Consider the following 17,129-nt stretch of genomic DNA (forward strand, 5'->3'; position numbering starts at 1 on the left):
AAAGCGGACGAAGATCATGGCCGATACTGACTTACTGGAATCTGGCATCTACACAGTGCCAGACGCTGCGGAGCTTGTAGAGGCTCCCGCGCAGCTTGTTCGTATCTGGGTCGGCGGCCACAAGGGCAAGCAAGAGCCCGTAATCATCAATGATCTTGGCCGCATACATGGCAAGGTAGCTGTCAGCTTTCATAATTTGATGGAGCTTCGCTTTGTTGCGTTGTTCCACGGTGCTGGCGTTCGCCTCCAAGATATCCGCGCAATCATGAGTGAAGTCCGATACTCCTTGGACCATCCTCATCCATTTGCAACCGAGATCGTTTTCAGAACGGATGGTAGAAAGATCGTTGCACAGATTGGGCGCAAGAACGGCGTCAAGGATATCTACGATCTCCGCAGCAGAAATTATGAAATGCATCCCGTTGTGATGAAATCTCTAAAGGATGACGTGATCTATGATCCAAGGGGCGAAGCTACGGCGTGGAGACCGCGCCGCAAGATCGCACCAAACGTTGTAGTGCATCCATCCTTTTCTTTCGGTCAGCCCATCCTACAGCACAGCCATATTCCTACCGCCACGATTGTCGCTGCTGCGAAGGCAGAGAGGAGCGCGAAGGCTGCCGCATGGATGTACGAAGTGACGGAAAAAGAAGTTCGCGAAGCAATCAGATTTGAGCAAGCATTGCATAAGGCCGCTTGAAAGTAGCGTTTGACGAGCACATACCACCGACAATGGTGAGGGTTTTTCAAACCTTCGCCACGGATAAGCAGTTGCTAAAATTGAGCTCCGATCTCGTTCTCGAAAAAGCGCAAATCTATTACCCGAAGCCAACAGACCCGGACTACCTAAGGCGCAGTGATGCTCCATGGGTCAGGAGATTTGCCAAGTCTGGCGGCAAGGTTGTCATCTCTGGCAATACCAGGATGAAAACCAATCCTCATGAACGTTTGGCATTTGTAGAAGAGGGTGTCGTCGTAATCTTCTTTGAAAATAGCTGGAATCAATGGGGATACTTCCACAAGTGCTCGCTGTTGTTGCACTGGTGGCCAATGGTTGTAAAGCAAATGAAAACCGCTAAGCCCGGCTCGTTCTGGCATATACCTGCAACATGGCCAAAAACGGAGAACGCAAAACTTCGCTCCGTTCCCAACCATGATCTGAAGCTGGAGAAGATGCAGCGGCAAATAGCCGATCAGTCACGAGTGCGAGCGGAGCGGGCTGCGAAGCGGAAAGAACAAGAGACAGACGATCTGTTCAAGGCGGCGGATCGCAGAGAGAGAAGTCAGAATGGCGCGACAAAAACCGCAGAAGCCGGATGATCCCGAGCAGTCGAAAGCCTTCATTGAGAAGGCGCGAGAGATCGGCGCGGACGAAGAGAAGTCAGCCGCCGATGAGTTGATGGGAAGGCTTGCAAAGAAGCCGCCAAAGCCACATGTTCCGGCGGCGAAAAGGAAGCCCGATTAGATGTTCTTAGTTGCCGCCACACGCAATCCGGAAAAGATCAAGCAAGCCATCCAGTCGCTTGATCTGACTGTATACGAACTTCGATTTGATCTTTTTGTCATCAAGTATAATGGCACCGCACGCGAGCTTGCCGACAAATTGGGTATTCGCGAGGGCACCACGGGTTCTGGGCTAGTAGTTTCTTTTGACGGATATAGCGGTCGCGCGCCGTCTGATTTTTGGGAGTGGATGAAAGTCCAATTGTCACCAAATGGCTAGACAACCTCGAAGGCCGGAGCACTCTGAAGTTGCGGCGCCGGATCGTGGAATAGAAATTCCAGACCCGCGCCCCTCCAGTTATGAGCCCTCACACGTCATCCAATTGCTCGTCACCATACAGAAGGAGCTTGCTGCCCAAGGCGCAAAGGTTGATCGGTTGATTACCGATGTTAAGGAAACAGACGGCCACGTTTCAGATCTCAAATCTTCCTTTGCATGGGCAAAGGGATTCGGAGCGGCTGCGCTGATCCTCATACCCATTTGCGGCGCAATCGTCTGGTGGCTAATCGGCGATCAAATCAATCAGATGAAGACGCAGTTGCTGCGTGAAATCCCATCCTCGCTATCTCGCCCGGTCGCGCCGCTACCGGTGCCTACGCCTGCGCCATCGCCGCCCAAGAATCCCTGACGTACTTGTCAAGTATATAATTCCCCTTGCGGGGGAGGGGTGGGGAGAGGGGTAAGCCGCGGACTGAGCTGATCGACGCGGACGTTGACCTCGCAAATTGCCTTCGCGTGTCGCTGTCGCGGATACGGAGAGTGCGCGTCGTGTGGCACCCCTCTCCCTAACCTCGAGAGCGAGCTTCGCTCGCCTCAGACCCCGCAAGGGGAGAGGGAACCCTTCCGCCGGTGCCTCCCTCATTTGCCCAATCACTGAGTTGCCCGACGGCGCAAGCCCTCGCAGCAAAAATATTTCTGTTTTACAGAAGTGTAACTCGGTGTATGAATCCGCCCGTCTCACCCGCTTGAGGGCGCTTCGCGATCGTCACGAGTGCTGGGTCGGGATGCGGTGGACGCCGCTGTCACGGCTGACGAGCGTGGCAGATGGCGGACGGTGAAGTCGTGCAGGCCTGACGCCCTAGTGGCAGGTGTCTCCTCGCAAGATGCGGAACGCATCTTTGCGAAGACGGTGACAACAAAGCCCAGTCTCGCCGGGGCGAGCACGTATAAGCCGTAAACCATCGCGCAGGGAAAGCCGGGATTGCTCCGGTTTCACCTGTGGTCCTGCCTCCCGTGCTTTCTATTGCACGGGACCCATGGGTGCGATCGGCACCCGGCTTTCCCTGCGCCCTCTGTTCACGAGAGGGCGGAATGAAGAGCAAAGCTCGGACAATTCATGTCGCGAGAATGCGAACGTATGACTCACAAGCGGTGCAACAAACTCAGCGTCCTGGCGAAAGCCAGGACCCATTACCCCAAATGCCCATTGTGCGCGACGCTGGGGTCACGTTCCGGTACAATCAAATGCGGTGGTTATGGGTCCTGGCTTTCGCCAGGACGACGGCGGTGGATTGGGCACGATATTGCCTCTGGCCATCGCCGGGACGACAGCCGTGATGACATCGCGCTGTTCGAGAGTATCCTCCGGTGCTGGACGTCATCGCAACGACTGCATTCACCACGTTCACGTCAAGAGGCGACATGACCAGCACCCTTGAGGCTCCCGACAGCGGCTATCGTTTCATGCCCGGCGTCAGCCAGTATTCCTGCGGCATCGGCGCGCTTCCCGGCTTTGCCATCGAGCGCGTCAGGTTCAGCGAGCCGGTGCCGCTCACGGCCGGCTTCGCTGGGATCGCGGACATTCTGAAGGCGGCGGGGCGTCCGCTCACGGCACTTGGTGCCTGCGAGCTGCGCTCGCCGGCTCCGTTTACCGAGGAGGGCTTCAAGGCGTTCAACGACGTCTATATCAAGACCCTGATCGAATGGGGCGTGATGCGGGACGGCGTCAATCCGGTGGCGCGCAGCAATGTCTGTCCGAAAATCGATCCGCCGAAGGAGCCGTGCTTCCACGCCTTCTCGTACACGGTGCCGGCACCGAAGGACGCGCCGGCGAGCTTCATCGTCGCCGGCAGCGGCGAGTCGGTCGAGGGCAAGGGCAACTATCGCGACTATATCGTCGCGCCCGGCGACACCAGCCCGGCCGGCATGCTCGCCAAGGCAAAATGGGTGCTGGACGAGATGGAGCGCCGGATGAGCGCATTCGACGCCACCTGGAAGGACACCACCGCAGTGCAACTCTACACGGTGCATGATGCTTATCCGATCCTCGAAAGCGAGCTCGGCCGCCGCGGCGTGTTCCGCAACGGCCTCACCTGGCATTTCAATCGGCCGCCGGTGGTCGGGCTCGACTACGAAATGGATTGCCGTCGCGTGCATCTCGAACGCGTGGTCTGACCCATCAAAAGCGCGTGTGGGTGCGCGCGCGAGGGTGCGCCCTTTCTTGACACCGGTCGCATCAACCGTTTCCTTTCTCAAACGATCAATGCGGCTGGGTGAGCGCCGGTGCAGAACGGATCTGTGATCAAGCGGCGCGATTTGCTCGCGTTGATCGGCACCATCGCCGGCAGTTCGGTGATGTATCACGCGATGACGAGCCTCGGCTTCGCGTCGGAGTCCGCCTACAAGGGCCCGCTCAAGCTCGAAGGTAACTCGAAAGGGGCATCCGTGCTGATACTCGGCGCGGGGCTTGCGGGCATGACGGCGGCGCTGGAGCTGCGCAAGGCCGGCTACAAGGTCCAGATCCTCGAATTCAACAGCCGCCCTGGCGGCCGCAACTGGACGATCCGCGGCGGCGACAGCTTTGTCGAGCTCGGCGGTTTCAGGCAGACATGCGAGTTCGAGCAGGGCTTGTACATCAATCCCGGTCCGTGGCGGATTCCCTATCACCATCGCGCACTGCTCGATTACTGTCGACGGCTCAACGTGGCGCTGGAGCCTTTCATCCAGCTCAATCACAATGCGTATCTGCACGCGACGCGTGCATTCAACAGCAGGCCGCAACGCATCCGCAGCATCAAGGCGGATTTCCAGGGCTGGGTGTCGGAGTTGCTTGCCAAGGTCACGCAACAAGGCAAGCTCGACGAGACCGTGACCAAGGAAGACCAGGAGATCCTTCTGCAGTCGCTGCGGGCCTGGGGCGCGCTCGATCGCGACTACAAGTACAGCGCCAGTCTCGACTCCGCGGCATTCCGCGGCTATACGCGCGATCCCGGCGGCGGGCTTACGGCCGATCCGCTGCCGAGCGACCCGATCGCGCTCTCGGACATCCTGCGCTCGCAGCTGTGGCGCTATCTGCAGGCCTTTGCGCGCTACAATTTCCAGACCACGATGTTCCAGCCGGTCGGCGGCATGGACATGATCGGCAAAGCCTTCGCGCGCGAAGTCGGCGATCTCATTCGCTACAACGCCAAGGTGACGCAGGTCCAGCAGAACGGCACCGGCGTCACCGTGAGCTATGTCGATACGGCCAACCCGTCCGCCGTGCAGCAGGCGATCGCCGACTGGTGCATCTGTACCATCCCGCTGTCGATCCTGAGCCAGTTGCCGATCGATGTCGGCACGCCGATGAAAAACGCGATCGATGCGCTGCCCTATGCCGCCTCGGTGAAGATCGGGCTGCAGTTCAAGCGCCGCTTCTGGGAGGAGGACGAGGCGATCTATGGCGGCATCAGCTTCACCGACCTGCCGATCCGGCAGATTGCCTATCCGAATTACGGCTTCAACCGCAACGGCCGCGGCATCCTGCTCGGCGGCTATGTGTTCGAGGGCGCCAATTCCTACGAGTTCACCGCGATGACGCCCGCCGAGCGGGTCAAGAGTGCGGTCGAGTTCGGCGCCGTGATCCATCCACAGTACAAGGACGAGTTCGAAACCGGCGTCGCGGTGGCGTGGCATCGCGTGCCCTTCACGCTCGGCTGCAGCGGCGAATGGAGCGACGCGGGGCGGGCCCAGCACTATCGCAATCTCTGCCAGATCGACGGCCGCATTGTGCTGGCGGGCGAGCATGCTTCTGACCTGCCGGCATGGCAGGAGGGCGCGATCCTGTCCTCGCTCGACGCCGTCAGCCGGCTGCACGAACGTGTGGTGAAGACGTGATGAGGTTGCCAAGGACATCGGCGGTTGCCGCGCTGATGCTGCTGTCGGCGACCGCAGCCATTGGGCAAGATAGCGCAACGAGCCCACGAACCTTCTCTTCCGGTTACCGCTTCGTCGAGATGACCGGCGAGGAATTGTTCGCCAATGTCTGCCAGGGTTGCCACATGCCGGATGCAACGGGGGCGATCGGCGCCGGGAGCTATCCCTCGCTGGCCGGCAACAAGAATCTCGAAGCCCGCAGCTACCCGGTCTTCCTTGTCGTCAACGGCCGCCGCGGCATGCCGGCATTCGGCGACATGATGACCGATGGTCAGGTCGCCGCCGTTGTGAATTATCTGCGGACGCATTTCGGCAATAGCTTTCAGGATGTGGTGACGGCCAAGGACGTTCAGGACGCGCGCCGCTAACCGCGGCACAAGTTCGGGGAGAGACTGATGAAATTCGCCACGATCGTGCTGGGCGCCGCGTTGTCGGCCGTGGCGACCGCAGCCTCTGCCGATGTGATCAGGCATTCGATTCCGAGCTCGATATTCCCGATAGCGCAGTCCGTCACCGTCACCGGCAACGCCACCACCGTCTATGTCAGCGGCCAGGTGCCGCCGGTGGTCAACAAGGATGCCGATCCGGCGACCCCGCAGGCCTATGGCGATACCAAGACCCAGACCGTCGGCGTGCTCAATCGCATCAAGGGCATCCTCGAAGGCCAGGGGCTTGGCATGGGCGATGTCGTCAAGATGCAGGCGTTCCTGGTTCACACTCCGTCGGCGCCGATGGACTTCAAGGCCTTCATGGAAGGCTACACGCAGTTCTTCGGCGGCAGCCAGCCGAACCTGCCGGCACGCTCCGTGGTCGGCGTTGCCGCGCTCGCCAATCCCGGCTTCCTGGTCGAGATCGAGGTGGTCGCGGCCAAGGATACGGCTGCGAAGTAATGCACGCGAAACAGCGGTGGCATGCGCGCGCAAATTGAATGGCTCGGCGTCTTGCCAAAGCAGGTGTCGCCTGTCTGAATTCGGCCGGTGAGGTGGTGGAATTCCGGGAGAGCACGATGTCGCACAAGGCCAAGAAAGCCAGTCGATCGCTCCTGTTGTCGGCCGCCCTCGGTCCGGTGCTGCTGGCAACCGGCGTCGCGGCGCAAGGGTTGACCGAGCAGCAGCAATTCGCCCGCGGCATCTACCAGGAGCTGGTCGAGATCAATACGACCACCGCGACCGGCGATACGCAGAAGGCGGCCGAGGCGATGGGCGCACGGCTGCGTGCGGCGGGCTTCCCCGAGAGTGACGTGCACGTGTTCTCGCCGGCGCCGCACAAGGGCAATCTGGTGGCGCGGCTGCACGGTTCCGGTGCGCGCAAGCCGATCCTGCTCGTCGCCCATCTCGACGTGGTCCCCGCCAACCGCGAGGACTGGTCGGTCGATCCGTTCAAGCTCACCGAGCAGGACGGCTATTTCTACGGGCGCGGCAGCAGCGACGACAAGTACATGGCCTCCGCTTTCATCACCAATCTGATCCGTTACAAGAAGGAGGGCTACAAGCCCGACCGCGACATCATCGTGGCGCTGGAGACCGACGAGGAGATCCTCGATGCCAACGGCCTCGGTATGCAGTGGCTGATCAAGAACCATCGCGACCTGATCGATGCCGAGTTTGCGCTGAACGAGGGCGGCGGCGTCGGCCTGAGGGACGGCAAGGCGATCCGCAACACCGTGCAGACCAGCGAGAAGGTCTCGATCGGCTATCAGCTGACGGTCAAGGATCGCGGCGGCCACAGCTCGTTGCCGCGCAAGGACAACGCGATCTATCACCTCGCGGCAGGGCTCGTCAGGCTCTCCAATTTCATCTTTCCCCTCAATATCAACGAGACGACGCAGATTTATTTCACGCGGATGGCGGAGCTGGAGACCAAGCAGACCGCGGACGACATCCGTGCGGCCCTGTCGCCGCAACCCGATCCCGCAGCGTTAGCACGGTTGTCGGAGAATGTCGGCTACAACGCGCAGCTCCGCACCACCTGCGTCGCGACCATGCTGCAGGGCGGCCATGCCATCAACGCGCTGCCGCAACTGGCGACCGCCAAGGTGAATTGCCGGATCATGCCGGGTGAGCCGGTCGAGGGCGTGCAGGCGACGATCGAGCGTGTGCTCGACGACAGGCAGATCGCGGTGGCGCCGACCGGGAAGGCGGTGCTGAGCCCGCCGTCGCCGCTGAACGAGGAGGTCATGGGGGCGATCGACAAGCTGTCGAAGGAGTTCTGGCCGGATGCCGCGATCATCCCGGTCATGAGCACCGGCGCGACCGACGGCAGCTATCTGCGCAATGCCGGGATTCCGACCTACGGCCATTCCGGGCTTGCCGCCGATATCAATGACAACAGGAATCATGGCAAGGACGAGCGCGTGCTCGTAAAGTCGTTCTACGAGGGCGAGGAGTACCTCTATCGCCTGGTCAAGATGCTCGCCGGAGGCAAGTCGTAACGCAATGGCAGATTCCAGGACCAGGACCCGCGTGGCGGTGGCCGGCCTCGGCGCGATCGGGGCCGATGTCGTCAAGGCGCTCGATCGCGGTATCGACGGGCTGGCGCTTGTGGCGGTGTCGTCGCAGGATCCTGCGAAGCATCGCGCGTGGCTCGCCGAACTGAAGCCGCAGCCGAAGGTGCTGCCGATCGCCGATCTCGCCGGCGCTGCCGACATCGTCGTCGAATGCGCGCCGAGCAAGCTGATGCGCTCGATCGTGGCGCCGGTGGTCGAGCGCGGCAAGACCGCCGTGGTGCTGAGTGTCGGCGCGCTGCTGCAGAACGAAGACCTGATCGGCCTTGCTCGCGCGAATGGCGGCCAGATCATCGTGCCGACCGGCGCGCTGATCGGGCTCGATGCCGTGACCGCTGCAGCGGTCGGGACCATCCATTCGGCGAGGATCGTGACGCGCAAGCCGGTCGCGGGCCTGCTCGGCGCGCCGCATCTGGTCGAGAACAACATCCGGATCGAAGGCATCACGGAGCCGTTGCGGGTCTTCGAGGGCAGCGCGCGCGAGGCCGCGAAGGGCTTTCCGGCCAATCTCAATGTCGCGGTGGCGCTGTCGCTCGCCGGCATCGGCCCCGATCGCACCCGGGTCGAGATCTGGGCGGACCCGACGGTGACGCGCAATACTCACCGCATCGAGGTCGACTCCGATTCCGCGCGGTTCTCGATGACGATCGAGAACATCCCCTCGGAGAACCCGAAGACCGGCCGCATCACCGCGCTGTCGGTGATTGCCTGCCTGCGGAAGCTGCGCGCACCGCTTCGGATTGGAACGTGAGGCGACGATGACAATCCGGCCCGACGATCTCTTACTCGTCATCGATGTGCAGAACGATTTCTGCCCCGGTGGCGCGCTGGCAGTCGCGGATGGCGATGCCGTGGTGCCCGTCGTCAATCGGCTCGCCGAGCGGTTCGACCATGTGGTGCTGACCCAGGACTGGCATCCGGCAGGTCACAGCTCCTTTGCGTCATCGCATCCCGGCGCGGCGGCCTTCTCGTCCGTCACCATGCCCTACGGTCCGCAAACCTTGTGGCCGGATCATTGCGTGCAGGGCACGCCGGGCGCTGCCTTCCATCCGCAGCTCGCGACCGACAGGGCCGAGCTTGTGGTCCGCAAGGGCTTCCGCGCGGCGATCGATTCCTATTCGGCCTTCTTCGAGAACGACCGGACCACACCGACCGGGCTCGCCGGCTATCTGCGCGAGCGCGGCCTGACGCGGATCGTCATGGCGGGGCTCGCGACGGACTACTGCGTGCATTATTCGGCGCTGGATGCACGGCGGCTCGGCTTCGAGGCTACGGTGGTGCTGTCAGGCTGCCGCGCCATCGATCTTGGCGGCTCGCTCGCGACCGCCACGGCGGCTATGCTTTCGGCCGGCGTCGTGCTGGTCGACGACATCGCCTGAGCGTGACTCTTCGGGGCAAAAACCGTTGTTTTGACTGGTCTTTTGCTTTAATCCCAGCCGCTGATGGTCATTCGCAACGGAGACGCTGTGTCGGGACAGACTTTACGGATCGGAACGCGCAAGAGCGCGATGGCGCTGGCGCAGACGGACGATGTCGCGCGCCTGCTGCGCGCTGCCGCGCCGGATCTGGCCGTCGAAGTCGTCAAGTTCGAGACCCGCGGCGACCAGGATCAGACCAGCAAGCTGTTGCAACACGGCGGCAAGGGCGGCGCCTTCGTCGCCGAGATCCGCGAGGCGATGCGCGCCGGCACTCTGCAGGCCGCCATGCATTCGCTGAAGGACGTGCCGGGCAACGAGGAGACGCCGGGTCTGGTTCTCGCCGCGATGCTGCCGCGGAATGCCGCCAACGATGCGCTTGTGCTGCGACCGGGGCTGTCGCTCGAGACCCTCCGCGCCGCGCGCGGCAAGGGCTTCATGATCGGCACCAACGCGGTGCGGCGCGCCGCCTATCTGCGCCGGTTGTTCCCCGAAGCGACCGTGATCCATTTCCGCGGAGCCGCCGATACGCGGATCGCCAAGCTCGATCGCGGCGACAAGCAGCGCTTGCCGGATGGCGGCGCGGTGGGGCCGGCGGATGCGCTGGTGATGGCGCGCGCCGGCCTCGAGCGGATCGGCATGGCCGCGCGCGTCGCGCATGATTTTTCCGTCGATGAAATGCTTCCGGCGGTCGGGCAGGGCATCGTCACGGTCGAATGTGTCGAAACCGACTGGGCGACGCGGTCGCGGCTCGCGACAATCGACAACGTCCAGTCGCGGCTCAGCGCCGAGGCCGAGCGCGAGGTGCTGTGGGTGCTCAACGGTCACTGCAATTCGCCGATCGCCGGTCACGCGACGCTCGCCGGCGCCGAGATGACGCTGCGAGCGTCGGTGCTCGACGAAGCCGGCCGCTTCATCGAAGCGACGCGCCGCGGCCCGGCGAGCCGTCCGCGCGAGCTCGGCCGCGCTGTCGGGATGGAGCTGCTGGAGAAGGGCGCCGCCGAGATCATCGCGCGCACCCGGCCGAAAGAATAGGCGTTCCCTCGTCTCCGGCAAGCGTCGCGCGAGCCCGGACGACGAGAGTTGCCGTGTGATCAATCTCGATCAGAGCGCAGCGGCCAGCTTGCGATGATCCGGAAGCGCGATGCGGCGTCGTCCTGCTTGAACAGCACCAGGCGGTCGATCACAAGCGCCGTGAGACCGAGCGTCGCGAATCGCTCGCGCAGCCAGGCCATGATCGGGCCGCGTCGCTCGTCGCTCAACCGCCCCGTCAGCGTCATGTGGAAGCGGAACTCCTCCATGACGTAAGGGTAGCCCCAGCGGTCGAGATGCTCGCATTGCCGCGCCGAGAGCTTCTCGGGCTTGCGGCGGGCGCGATCTTCCGGCGTCAGCGGCGCGCGGAAGGCGTCGAAATCGGTGACGCAGTCGGCGGCAAGCTGTTGAAGATCATCCGAACGTCGAGCCGGGATCACCGCGATGAAGCCGCTGATCGCGCCGACGGCCGGCTCGATCACCGGAATGCGTCGCGCGCGGCCGGCGAAGGCGGCGCTGGCCCCAATGAGATCGCCCTCGCGCTTGCCGTCGGCGAGCGTGAACGGCGCCTTCAGCGTGGCGTGAAACCCATATTTGCGCGGGTCCTGCGTCACCTCGTGCCAGTCGGGTGTGACACCATTGGGGAAGGGCAGGTCGTCGCCCGATGCGGCATCGTAGCCGAGCAGCGTCGCGCCGAAGCGGTGCAGCGGGCTGTCCGGTGACGGCGCATAATAGATCGCGTAGCGCGGATGATTGGCCATGGCAGCAGAATAGATTGGGGTTACGCCGCCGCAACCGTCTTGCGCGGCGCGAGCGAATGAACGAGGCAGCTTGCATCAGCTAGATGGACCAATCGTCCGGCGGCAATCACGGCAACGATCCGCGGCCGCAGCGGCATCATGTCGTCGACGAGGACGATGTCGGCACGGCGGCCCGTGGCCAGCACGCCGCGATCATCGAGCCCCGCGGCGCGCGCCGGTGCCGAGGAGATCAGGTCCCAGGCCTTGGCGAGTGGCAGGGTGCCGTCGGCCGCCAGGCGGAACGCTGCGAGCAGCTGCGCTGGATAATAGTAGTCCGATGCCAGCACCGAGCAGAGGCCCTTCGCGATCATGTCGGATGCCTTGGTCCAGCCGGTATGGCTGCCGCCGCGCACCACATTCGGGGCGCCGAACACGATGAAGTCGCCGGCTGCGGCTGCGTCGCGCGCGGTCTCCTCGTTGATCGGGAATTCGGCGATCGCGGCGCCCAGTGCGCGAAACTCCCGGCGCATGGCGGGGCTGCTGTCGTCATGCGAGAGCATGCGGATGCCGGCCGCGCGCGCCGCGGCGGCCAGACGCGCGATCGAGGTGGGCACGTCGGGGCGGCGGGCGACGACCCGGTCGAGCATCTCGTTGATCGCCTCGACCGAGAGCCCGGCGCGGTCGGCGAGCTGGTTGCGCTTGTTCGGCTTGACGTTGCTGTGATCGTTGAAGGCGAACAGATCGATGCGGCCCTCGGCGAGCCATTGCGTGATCTCGGCCTCGGCATCGAGATTGTGGGTCTCGTGGCGCAGATGGAAGCGTGTATCGGCGGCAAGCTGCGGCCGCAATGCCTCGATCGTATCGAGCAGTTTCCGCGCATTGTCGGCGCTGCGCAGGCCGGGCTCCCACGACCAGGTCGTGCCGTGGAACACGGTGGTGATGCCGTTGGCGATCGCCTGCCGGTCGCTGTCGACAAGCGCGACGTCGGTCGGGAAGTCGACGCCGGGGCGCGGCATCATCTGCCGCTCGAAGGCATCGCCGTGCAGGTCGACGATGCCGGGCAGCATCAACAGCCCGTTGGCGTCAAGATGAAATGCGGCGCGGCCCTGCTCGGCGTCGAGCGACGCGATGTCGCGTCCCGCAGTTCGAAGCGATGTCTCGACGAACGCCCCGTCGATCAGCGCGCGGCCGCCTTCGATGAAAATGTCGGTCACGATGCGGCACTCCGCTGGTCGTCCTGTGATTCGGAAGCGCTCTCAGTTTCGTACCTGTCGAGGAAACCTTCCACCGGAAGCTTGCGGAAATCGGGCAGGGCGCGGCGGAGCGTCTCATGGTCCCAGTCCCACCACGCCAGTGCGATGAGACGATCCGCGATTGCCGCGGAGAAGCGCGGCTTGATTGGCCGCGCCGGATTGCCGGCGACGATCGTGTAGGCAGGCACGTCCTTGGTGACGATCGCGCCGGCGGCGACGACGGCGCCGGTGCCGATGTTCCGGCCCGGTAATATGATCGCACCGTGACCGATCCAAACGTCATGGCCGATATGCACGTGATGCGCACGTCGCCAGTTGAAGAAGTCGGTGTCGTCGCTCTCTCCGGGAAAATAGGCGCTGGCGCGGTAGGTGAAATGCGCTTGCGTGGCGCGATGCATCGGATGATTCCCGGGATTAATCCGGGTCATTGCTGCGATCGAGCAGAACTTTCCGATCGTCGCATAGGTGATCTGGCTATCATTCACGACGTAAGAGTAGTCGTCCATGCTCACTTCGAGCAGGATCGTGCGCGCGCCGACCTCGGTATAGGTGCCGAGCTTGCTCTCGCGCACCGACGCACTGGGATCGATCGTCGGTACGACCGAGAGTTTCTTGCCAGCCATCGGGGCCTCCGCAAATCATGGCTTCTGGGGAGATGCGCTCGTCTTCACGGTGCTTGATGACAAGATCATGACGTTGCGATGACAGCAAGAGAGGTGGTGTGGACGATCGCCGCACCGCAGCAGCATCGTCACATAACTGTAAGACAGCGGGGATAGCGATGGCCCCATCGAGACGCGGGTGGAGCATTGCATGCTGGTGGTGGAAGGTCTGACGTGCCGTTTCGGCGCAAAAGCCGCGGTTGATAACGCGTCGTTCTCGATTGGGCCGGGCAGCTTCGTCGGCGTGATCGGCCGCTCCGGTGCCGGCAAGTCGACGCTGCTGCGGATGATCAACCGCCTCGCCGCCCCGACCTCTGGCCGTATCCTGTTCGAAGGCACCGACGTCACCGCGCTGCGCGGCAAGGCGCTGCGGCAGTGGCGCGCGCGCTCGGCGATGATCTTTCAGCAATTCAATCTCGTCGGCAGGCTCGATGTTCTGACCAACGTGCTGATGGGGCGGCTTGCCGAAATCCCGTCGTGGCGCTCGCTGGCGCAGATGTGGCCGGAGCACGACCGGGCGCTTGCGATGTCCGCGCTCGAGCAGTTCGACATTGCGCAACTCGCCGCGCAGCGCGCCGACCAGCTCTCCGGCGGCCAGCAGCAGCGCGTCGCGATCGCCCGCGCGCTGGTGCAGGAACCCGACATCATCCTGGCCGACGAGCCGATCGCGTCGCTCGATCCGCGCAATACCAAGATCGTGATGGACGCGCTGCTGCGCATCAACAAGCATTTCGGCATCACCGTGCTCTGCAACCTGCATTCGCTCGATCTGGCGCGCACCTATTGCGACCGCCTGATCGGCATGGCGGCCGGCCGCGTGGTGTTCGACGGTCAACCATCGATGCTGACCGACCACATCGCCCGAGAGCTCTACGACCTCGAGGCCAATGACGTCATCGGCGCGGCGCCGTTGCCCGAGCCCGAGGGTGCAAACGTTCCGGCGCTCGGCACCGCAGCTGCGGCCTGAGCGACGCATTTTCCGATCAGGATGGACGGGCATTTCGCCCGGCCAAGGACGCGTAACCACAACAAGGGGTTTATCATGATCACTCGTCGCACCGTATTGGCCGGCGCTGCCTCGCTGGCGTTCGCCGGCTCGGCTTCGGCCTCGGACTGGAAGACGAAATATCCGGAGATCACCTTCGCCGTGATTCCGGCCGAGAACGGTTCCGGCGTCACCGAGCGCTTCGGGCCGTTCATCAGCTACCTGTCGAAGGAGCTCGGCATCAAGGTGAACCTGCGCGTCGCCAACGACTACGCGGCCGTGATCGAGGGCCAGCGCGCCGGCAACATCCAGATCGGCTATTACGGTCCGGCATCGTTCTCGCGTGCCCTTCTCACCGGCGTCAAGACCGATGCCTTCGTGATCGACGTCAATGCCGACGGCTCCAAGGGCTACTATTCGGTGTTCTACGTGCTCGCCAAGAGCCCGTACCAGAAGGTCGAGGACCTCAAGGGCAAGAATCTCGGCCTGGTCGATCCCAACTCGACCTCCGGCAACAACATGCCGCGCTTCAAGCTGAACCAGATGGGCATCGATCCCGACAGCTTCTTCTCCAAGGTGATCTTCACCGGCAGCCACGAGAACGCCGTGCTGGCGCTGGCGCAGGGCACCGTCGACGTTGCCGCCAACTGGTGGAACGCCGACGACGATTCCAATCTCACTCGCATGCTCAACAAGAACATGGTGAAGTCGAGCGACGGCACGCTGATGAAGAAGGAAGACTTCCGCATCATCTCGAAGTCCGACCTCATCATCAACTCGCCCTATGCCTACCTCCGCGACCTCCCCGACGACATGAAGGCCGCGATCAAGCAGGCGTTCCTGGATGCCGCGACGAAGGACCCGGAGGCGTTCAAGAAGCTGTCCGACGGCAAGAACCGTCCGTGGCAGCCGATCACCAACGCCGACTATGACAAGACCATCGAGCTGATCAAGTTCGTGGACAATCTGCGCAAGAAGGCGTCCTGATCGCGCAGGCATTGAATTGGGCCGGGTTCCATGACCCGGCCCTTTTTCCGTCTAACTTCTCGAGCAGATGGGCCCCGCGTCGATGACGACCGCCGTATCCATACTTCCAGGCCAGCAACTGGCGGCGCTGAATGACGCTTACCGCAAGGCGGTCGCGCGCAAGCGGCTGAAGGCGACGCTGGTGATCGCCGTCTTTTGTGCGGCGCTTCTGATCGCAGCGCTCGGCGCGGAAGTGAATCTGCGCACGCTGTTCACCTATTTCGGCAACTTCGTCAGCTATTTCGATCGCATCCTCACCCTCGATTCCGGTGGGCGGGTCTGGACCAATCCGGCCGAGTGGTTCTGGGGCTGGAAGAAATGGTTGAGGCTGCTCGGCGAGACCCTCTTGATCAGCTATGTCGGCACGCTCATCGGTGCCGTGCTCGCCTTTGCGCTGAACTTCTTCGCCGCCCAGAACACCTCGCCGTCGTCGTGGCTCCGCTTCACGGTGCGCCGCCTGCTGGAATTCGCCCGCACGGTGCCCGGCATCGTGCTCGCGCTGATCTTCGTGATCGCCTTCGGCCTCGGACCGATGGCCGGCGTGCTGGCGATCGCGATTCACTCCACCGGCGCGCTCGGCAAATTGTTCGCCGAGATCGTCGAGAACGCGGACATGAAGCCGGTCGAAGGCATTCGCTCCACCGGCGCGAGCTGGCTCTCCTGCATGCGCTTTGCGGTGCTGCCCCAGGTTGTGGCCGGCTATGCAAGCTATGCGCTGCTGCGGTTCGAGATCAACGTCCGCGAGGCCTCGGTCATGGGCTTCGTCGGCGCCGGTGGCATCGGTCAGGAGCTCGTGGTCGCGATCCGCAAGTTCTATTATTCCGACGTCAGCGCCATCCTCGTGATGATCATCGTCACGGTCTTTATCATCGACATCTCGACCGGTTGGCTGCGTGTCCGGTTGTTCGGCAAGGAGACGCGCCGATGAGCCAGCTGCCGAAGCCGGATACGGGCGAGCTGCGGGCGAAGTACCCCGATGTCTTCAACCGGCCCGCCTCGGCGCGGCTGGCGACACCGGCGATGATCGCAGCTGCGCTAGCGATCTTCGTGTTCGGCCTGGTCGATCTCGATTTCTCGCCGACGAAACTGATTACCGGGATCGGTCAGCTCGGCTGGATCACCATGATGATGATCCCGCCGAATCCCGGCTCGTCCTTTCCGCTCTACATGCAGGCACTCGGCGAGACGCTGTCGATTGCGCTGCTTGGCACCACGCTTGCGGCATTGATGGCGTTGCCGGTCAGCCTGCTGGCGGCGCGCAACATCATCCCGTCGAACCTGATCCGCTTTCCGGTGCGTCGTTTCCTGGATTCGATCCGCGGCGTCGATACGCTGATCTGGGCGCTGGTCTGGATCAACGTCGTTGGTCTCGGCCCGTTTGCCGGCGTGCTGGCGATCGCGGTGTCGGATTTCGGTGCGTTCGGAAAGCTGTTCTCCGAGGCGATCGAGGCGGCCGACCGCAAGCAGGTCGAGGGTATCAGGGCCTCCGGCGGCAATGCGCTGCATGAAATCCGCTTCGGCCTGTTGCCGCAGGTGCTGCCGGTCATCGCGGGGCAGGTGCTCTATTTCATCGAGTCCAACACCCGTTCGGCTACGATCATCGGCATCGTCGGCGCCGGCGGCATTGGCCTGCAGCTCGCCGAGCAGATCCGCGTGCTGGAGTGGCAGAAGGTGTCGTTCCTGATCCTGATGATCCTGATCGCGGTCGCCGCGATCGACTTCATCTCGAGCAGGCTGCGCTTCGCCATCATCGGGCAAAGGGCGGTGGCCTAGGAAGTCACCTCGCCCGCTCTTGCGGGGAGAGGTCGGATTGCGTCCGGGTGAGGGGGGACTCTCCGCGCACTCTCAACTCTCGAATTTGCGGAGGCGGCCCCC

19 protein-coding genes are annotated in these 17,129 nt (G+C 63.1%); 16 read left to right on the top strand and 3 right to left on the bottom strand.

The features are described 5' to 3' along the window. The first annotated feature begins 16 nt into the window (after nucleotides 1-16). The 12 genes from MTX23_RS10120 to hemC all read left to right on the top strand — a co-directional run bounded on the left by MTX23_RS10120 (nucleotide 17) and on the right by hemC (nucleotide 10,591). On the top strand, nucleotides 17-700 hold the full coding sequence (locus MTX23_RS10120) for a hypothetical protein (protein WP_280976486.1): 684 nt from the start codon (nucleotides 17-19) through the stop codon (nucleotides 698-700). Then, on the top strand, nucleotides 697-1,320 hold the full coding sequence (locus tag MTX23_RS10125; protein WP_280976487.1) for a hypothetical protein: 624 nt from the start codon (nucleotides 697-699) through the stop codon (nucleotides 1,318-1,320). Before MTX23_RS10120 ends, MTX23_RS10125 begins: the two co-directional genes overlap by 4 nt. A 145-nt stretch (nucleotides 1,321-1,465) precedes the next feature. Further along, a complete protein-coding gene (locus tag MTX23_RS10130) occupies nucleotides 1,466-1,723 on the top strand; it encodes a hypothetical protein (protein ID WP_280976488.1) in 258 nt (85 codons plus the stop codon). A 103-nt stretch (nucleotides 1,724-1,826) separates the two neighbouring features. Continuing rightward, the gene (locus MTX23_RS10135) at nucleotides 1,827-2,132 is read left to right on the top strand and encodes a hypothetical protein (protein ID WP_280976489.1); all 306 of its coding nucleotides are present in this window, start codon (nucleotides 1,827-1,829) and stop codon (nucleotides 2,130-2,132) included. Between the two features lie 1,013 nt (nucleotides 2,133-3,145). Next, nucleotides 3,146-3,898 (top strand): hypothetical protein, encoded by a 753-nt coding sequence (locus tag MTX23_RS10140; RefSeq protein WP_280976490.1) that lies wholly within the window; start codon nucleotides 3,146-3,148, stop codon nucleotides 3,896-3,898. A 108-nt stretch (nucleotides 3,899-4,006) separates the two neighbouring features. Continuing rightward, on the top strand, nucleotides 4,007-5,599 hold the full coding sequence (locus MTX23_RS10145; RefSeq protein ID WP_280976491.1) for a flavin monoamine oxidase family protein: 1,593 nt from the start codon (nucleotides 4,007-4,009) through the stop codon (nucleotides 5,597-5,599). Continuing rightward, the gene (locus MTX23_RS10150; RefSeq protein ID WP_280976492.1) at nucleotides 5,599-6,006 is read left to right on the top strand and encodes a cytochrome c; all 408 of its coding nucleotides are present in this window, start codon (nucleotides 5,599-5,601) and stop codon (nucleotides 6,004-6,006) included. Before MTX23_RS10145 ends, MTX23_RS10150 begins: the two co-directional genes overlap by 1 nt. A 27-nt stretch (nucleotides 6,007-6,033) precedes the next feature. Further along, nucleotides 6,034-6,528 (top strand): RidA family protein, encoded by a 495-nt coding sequence (locus tag MTX23_RS10155; RefSeq protein ID WP_280976493.1) that lies wholly within the window; start codon nucleotides 6,034-6,036, stop codon nucleotides 6,526-6,528. A gap of 116 nt (nucleotides 6,529-6,644) precedes the next feature. After that, nucleotides 6,645-8,069 (top strand): M20/M25/M40 family metallo-hydrolase, encoded by a 1,425-nt coding sequence (locus MTX23_RS10160; RefSeq protein WP_280976494.1) that lies wholly within the window; start codon nucleotides 6,645-6,647, stop codon nucleotides 8,067-8,069. A gap of 4 nt (nucleotides 8,070-8,073) precedes the next feature. Further along, nucleotides 8,074-8,892: an aspartate dehydrogenase gene (locus tag MTX23_RS10165; RefSeq protein ID WP_280976495.1), complete on the top strand. Its 819-nt coding sequence runs from the start codon at nucleotides 8,074-8,076 to the stop codon at nucleotides 8,890-8,892. A 7-nt stretch (nucleotides 8,893-8,899) separates the two neighbouring features. After that, nucleotides 8,900-9,520: a bifunctional nicotinamidase/pyrazinamidase gene (gene pncA, locus MTX23_RS10170; protein ID WP_280976496.1), complete on the top strand. Its 621-nt coding sequence runs from the start codon at nucleotides 8,900-8,902 to the stop codon at nucleotides 9,518-9,520. A 63-nt stretch (nucleotides 9,521-9,583) separates the two neighbouring features. Next, complete coding sequence (gene hemC / locus MTX23_RS10175; RefSeq protein ID WP_280976497.1) at nucleotides 9,584-10,591, top strand: hydroxymethylbilane synthase; 1,008 nt, start codon at nucleotides 9,584-9,586, stop codon at nucleotides 10,589-10,591. 59 nt (nucleotides 10,592-10,650) lie between these two features. Here hemC and MTX23_RS10180 read toward each other — a convergent pair whose 3' ends face one another. From MTX23_RS10180 to MTX23_RS10190, 3 genes are read right to left on the bottom strand one after another with little or no spacing between them, the layout of a single operon-like run. Then, nucleotides 10,651-11,349 (bottom strand): DUF1045 domain-containing protein, encoded by a 699-nt coding sequence (locus MTX23_RS10180; RefSeq protein ID WP_280976498.1) that lies wholly within the window; start codon nucleotides 11,347-11,349, stop codon nucleotides 10,651-10,653. A gap of 20 nt (nucleotides 11,350-11,369) precedes the next feature. Further along, a complete protein-coding gene (locus MTX23_RS10185; RefSeq protein ID WP_280976499.1) occupies nucleotides 11,370-12,542 on the bottom strand; it encodes an alpha-D-ribose 1-methylphosphonate 5-triphosphate diphosphatase in 1,173 nt (390 codons plus the stop codon). Then, entirely contained in the window at nucleotides 12,539-13,204 is a 666-nt protein-coding gene (locus MTX23_RS10190) for a chloramphenicol acetyltransferase (RefSeq protein ID WP_280976500.1), read from the bottom strand. Before MTX23_RS10190 ends, MTX23_RS10185 begins: the two co-directional genes overlap by 4 nt. 190 nt (nucleotides 13,205-13,394) lie before the next feature. Between MTX23_RS10190 and phnC the strand changes: the two genes are divergently transcribed. The 4 genes from phnC to phnE (MTX23_RS10210) all read left to right on the top strand — a co-directional run bounded on the left by phnC (nucleotide 13,395) and on the right by phnE (MTX23_RS10210) (nucleotide 17,027). After that, on the top strand, nucleotides 13,395-14,210 hold the full coding sequence (phnC, locus tag MTX23_RS10195; RefSeq protein WP_280976502.1) for a phosphonate ABC transporter ATP-binding protein: 816 nt from the start codon (nucleotides 13,395-13,397) through the stop codon (nucleotides 14,208-14,210). Between the two features lie 75 nt (nucleotides 14,211-14,285). Beyond that, a complete protein-coding gene (gene phnD, locus MTX23_RS10200; RefSeq protein ID WP_280976503.1) occupies nucleotides 14,286-15,215 on the top strand; it encodes a phosphonate ABC transporter substrate-binding protein in 930 nt (309 codons plus the stop codon). 82 nt (nucleotides 15,216-15,297) lie between these two features. Next, entirely contained in the window at nucleotides 15,298-16,182 is an 885-nt protein-coding gene (gene phnE / locus MTX23_RS10205) for a phosphonate ABC transporter, permease protein PhnE (RefSeq protein WP_280976504.1), read from the top strand. Beyond that, entirely contained in the window at nucleotides 16,179-17,027 is an 849-nt protein-coding gene (gene phnE, locus MTX23_RS10210) for a phosphonate ABC transporter, permease protein PhnE (protein WP_280976505.1), read from the top strand. Before phnE (MTX23_RS10205) ends, phnE (MTX23_RS10210) begins: the two co-directional genes overlap by 4 nt. The last annotated feature ends 102 nt before the right edge of the window (nucleotides 17,028-17,129 follow it).

This window comes from Bradyrhizobium sp. ISRA436, assembly GCF_029910015.1.
GTDB lineage: Bacteria > Pseudomonadota > Alphaproteobacteria > Rhizobiales > Xanthobacteraceae > Bradyrhizobium.

Coding starts and splice junctions, on each gene's coding strand:
- MTX23_RS10120 (WP_280976486.1), top strand. CDS start 17: ATGGCCGATACTGACTTACTGGAATCTGGCATCTACACAGTGCCAGAC.
- MTX23_RS10130 (WP_280976488.1), top strand. CDS start 1,466: ATGTTCTTAGTTGCCGCCACACGCAATCCGGAAAAGATCAAGCAAGCC.
- MTX23_RS10140 (WP_280976490.1), top strand. CDS start 3,146: ATGACCAGCACCCTTGAGGCTCCCGACAGCGGCTATCGTTTCATGCCC.
- MTX23_RS10150 (WP_280976492.1), top strand. CDS start 5,599: ATGAGGTTGCCAAGGACATCGGCGGTTGCCGCGCTGATGCTGCTGTCG.
- MTX23_RS10155 (WP_280976493.1), top strand. CDS start 6,034: ATGAAATTCGCCACGATCGTGCTGGGCGCCGCGTTGTCGGCCGTGGCG.
- MTX23_RS10160 (WP_280976494.1), top strand. CDS start 6,645: ATGTCGCACAAGGCCAAGAAAGCCAGTCGATCGCTCCTGTTGTCGGCC.
- MTX23_RS10165 (WP_280976495.1), top strand. CDS start 8,074: ATGGCAGATTCCAGGACCAGGACCCGCGTGGCGGTGGCCGGCCTCGGC.
- pncA (WP_280976496.1), top strand. CDS start 8,900: ATGACAATCCGGCCCGACGATCTCTTACTCGTCATCGATGTGCAGAAC.
- hemC (WP_280976497.1), top strand. CDS start 9,584: ATGGTCATTCGCAACGGAGACGCTGTGTCGGGACAGACTTTACGGATC.
- MTX23_RS10180 (WP_280976498.1), bottom strand. CDS start 11,349: ATGGCCAATCATCCGCGCTACGCGATCTATTATGCGCCGTCACCGGAC.
- MTX23_RS10190 (WP_280976500.1), bottom strand. CDS start 13,204: ATGGCTGGCAAGAAACTCTCGGTCGTACCGACGATCGATCCCAGTGCG.
- phnC (WP_280976502.1), top strand. CDS start 13,395: ATGCTGGTGGTGGAAGGTCTGACGTGCCGTTTCGGCGCAAAAGCCGCG.
- phnD (WP_280976503.1), top strand. CDS start 14,286: ATGATCACTCGTCGCACCGTATTGGCCGGCGCTGCCTCGCTGGCGTTC.
- phnE (WP_280976504.1), top strand. CDS start 15,298: ATGACGACCGCCGTATCCATACTTCCAGGCCAGCAACTGGCGGCGCTG.
- phnE (WP_280976505.1), top strand. CDS start 16,179: ATGAGCCAGCTGCCGAAGCCGGATACGGGCGAGCTGCGGGCGAAGTAC.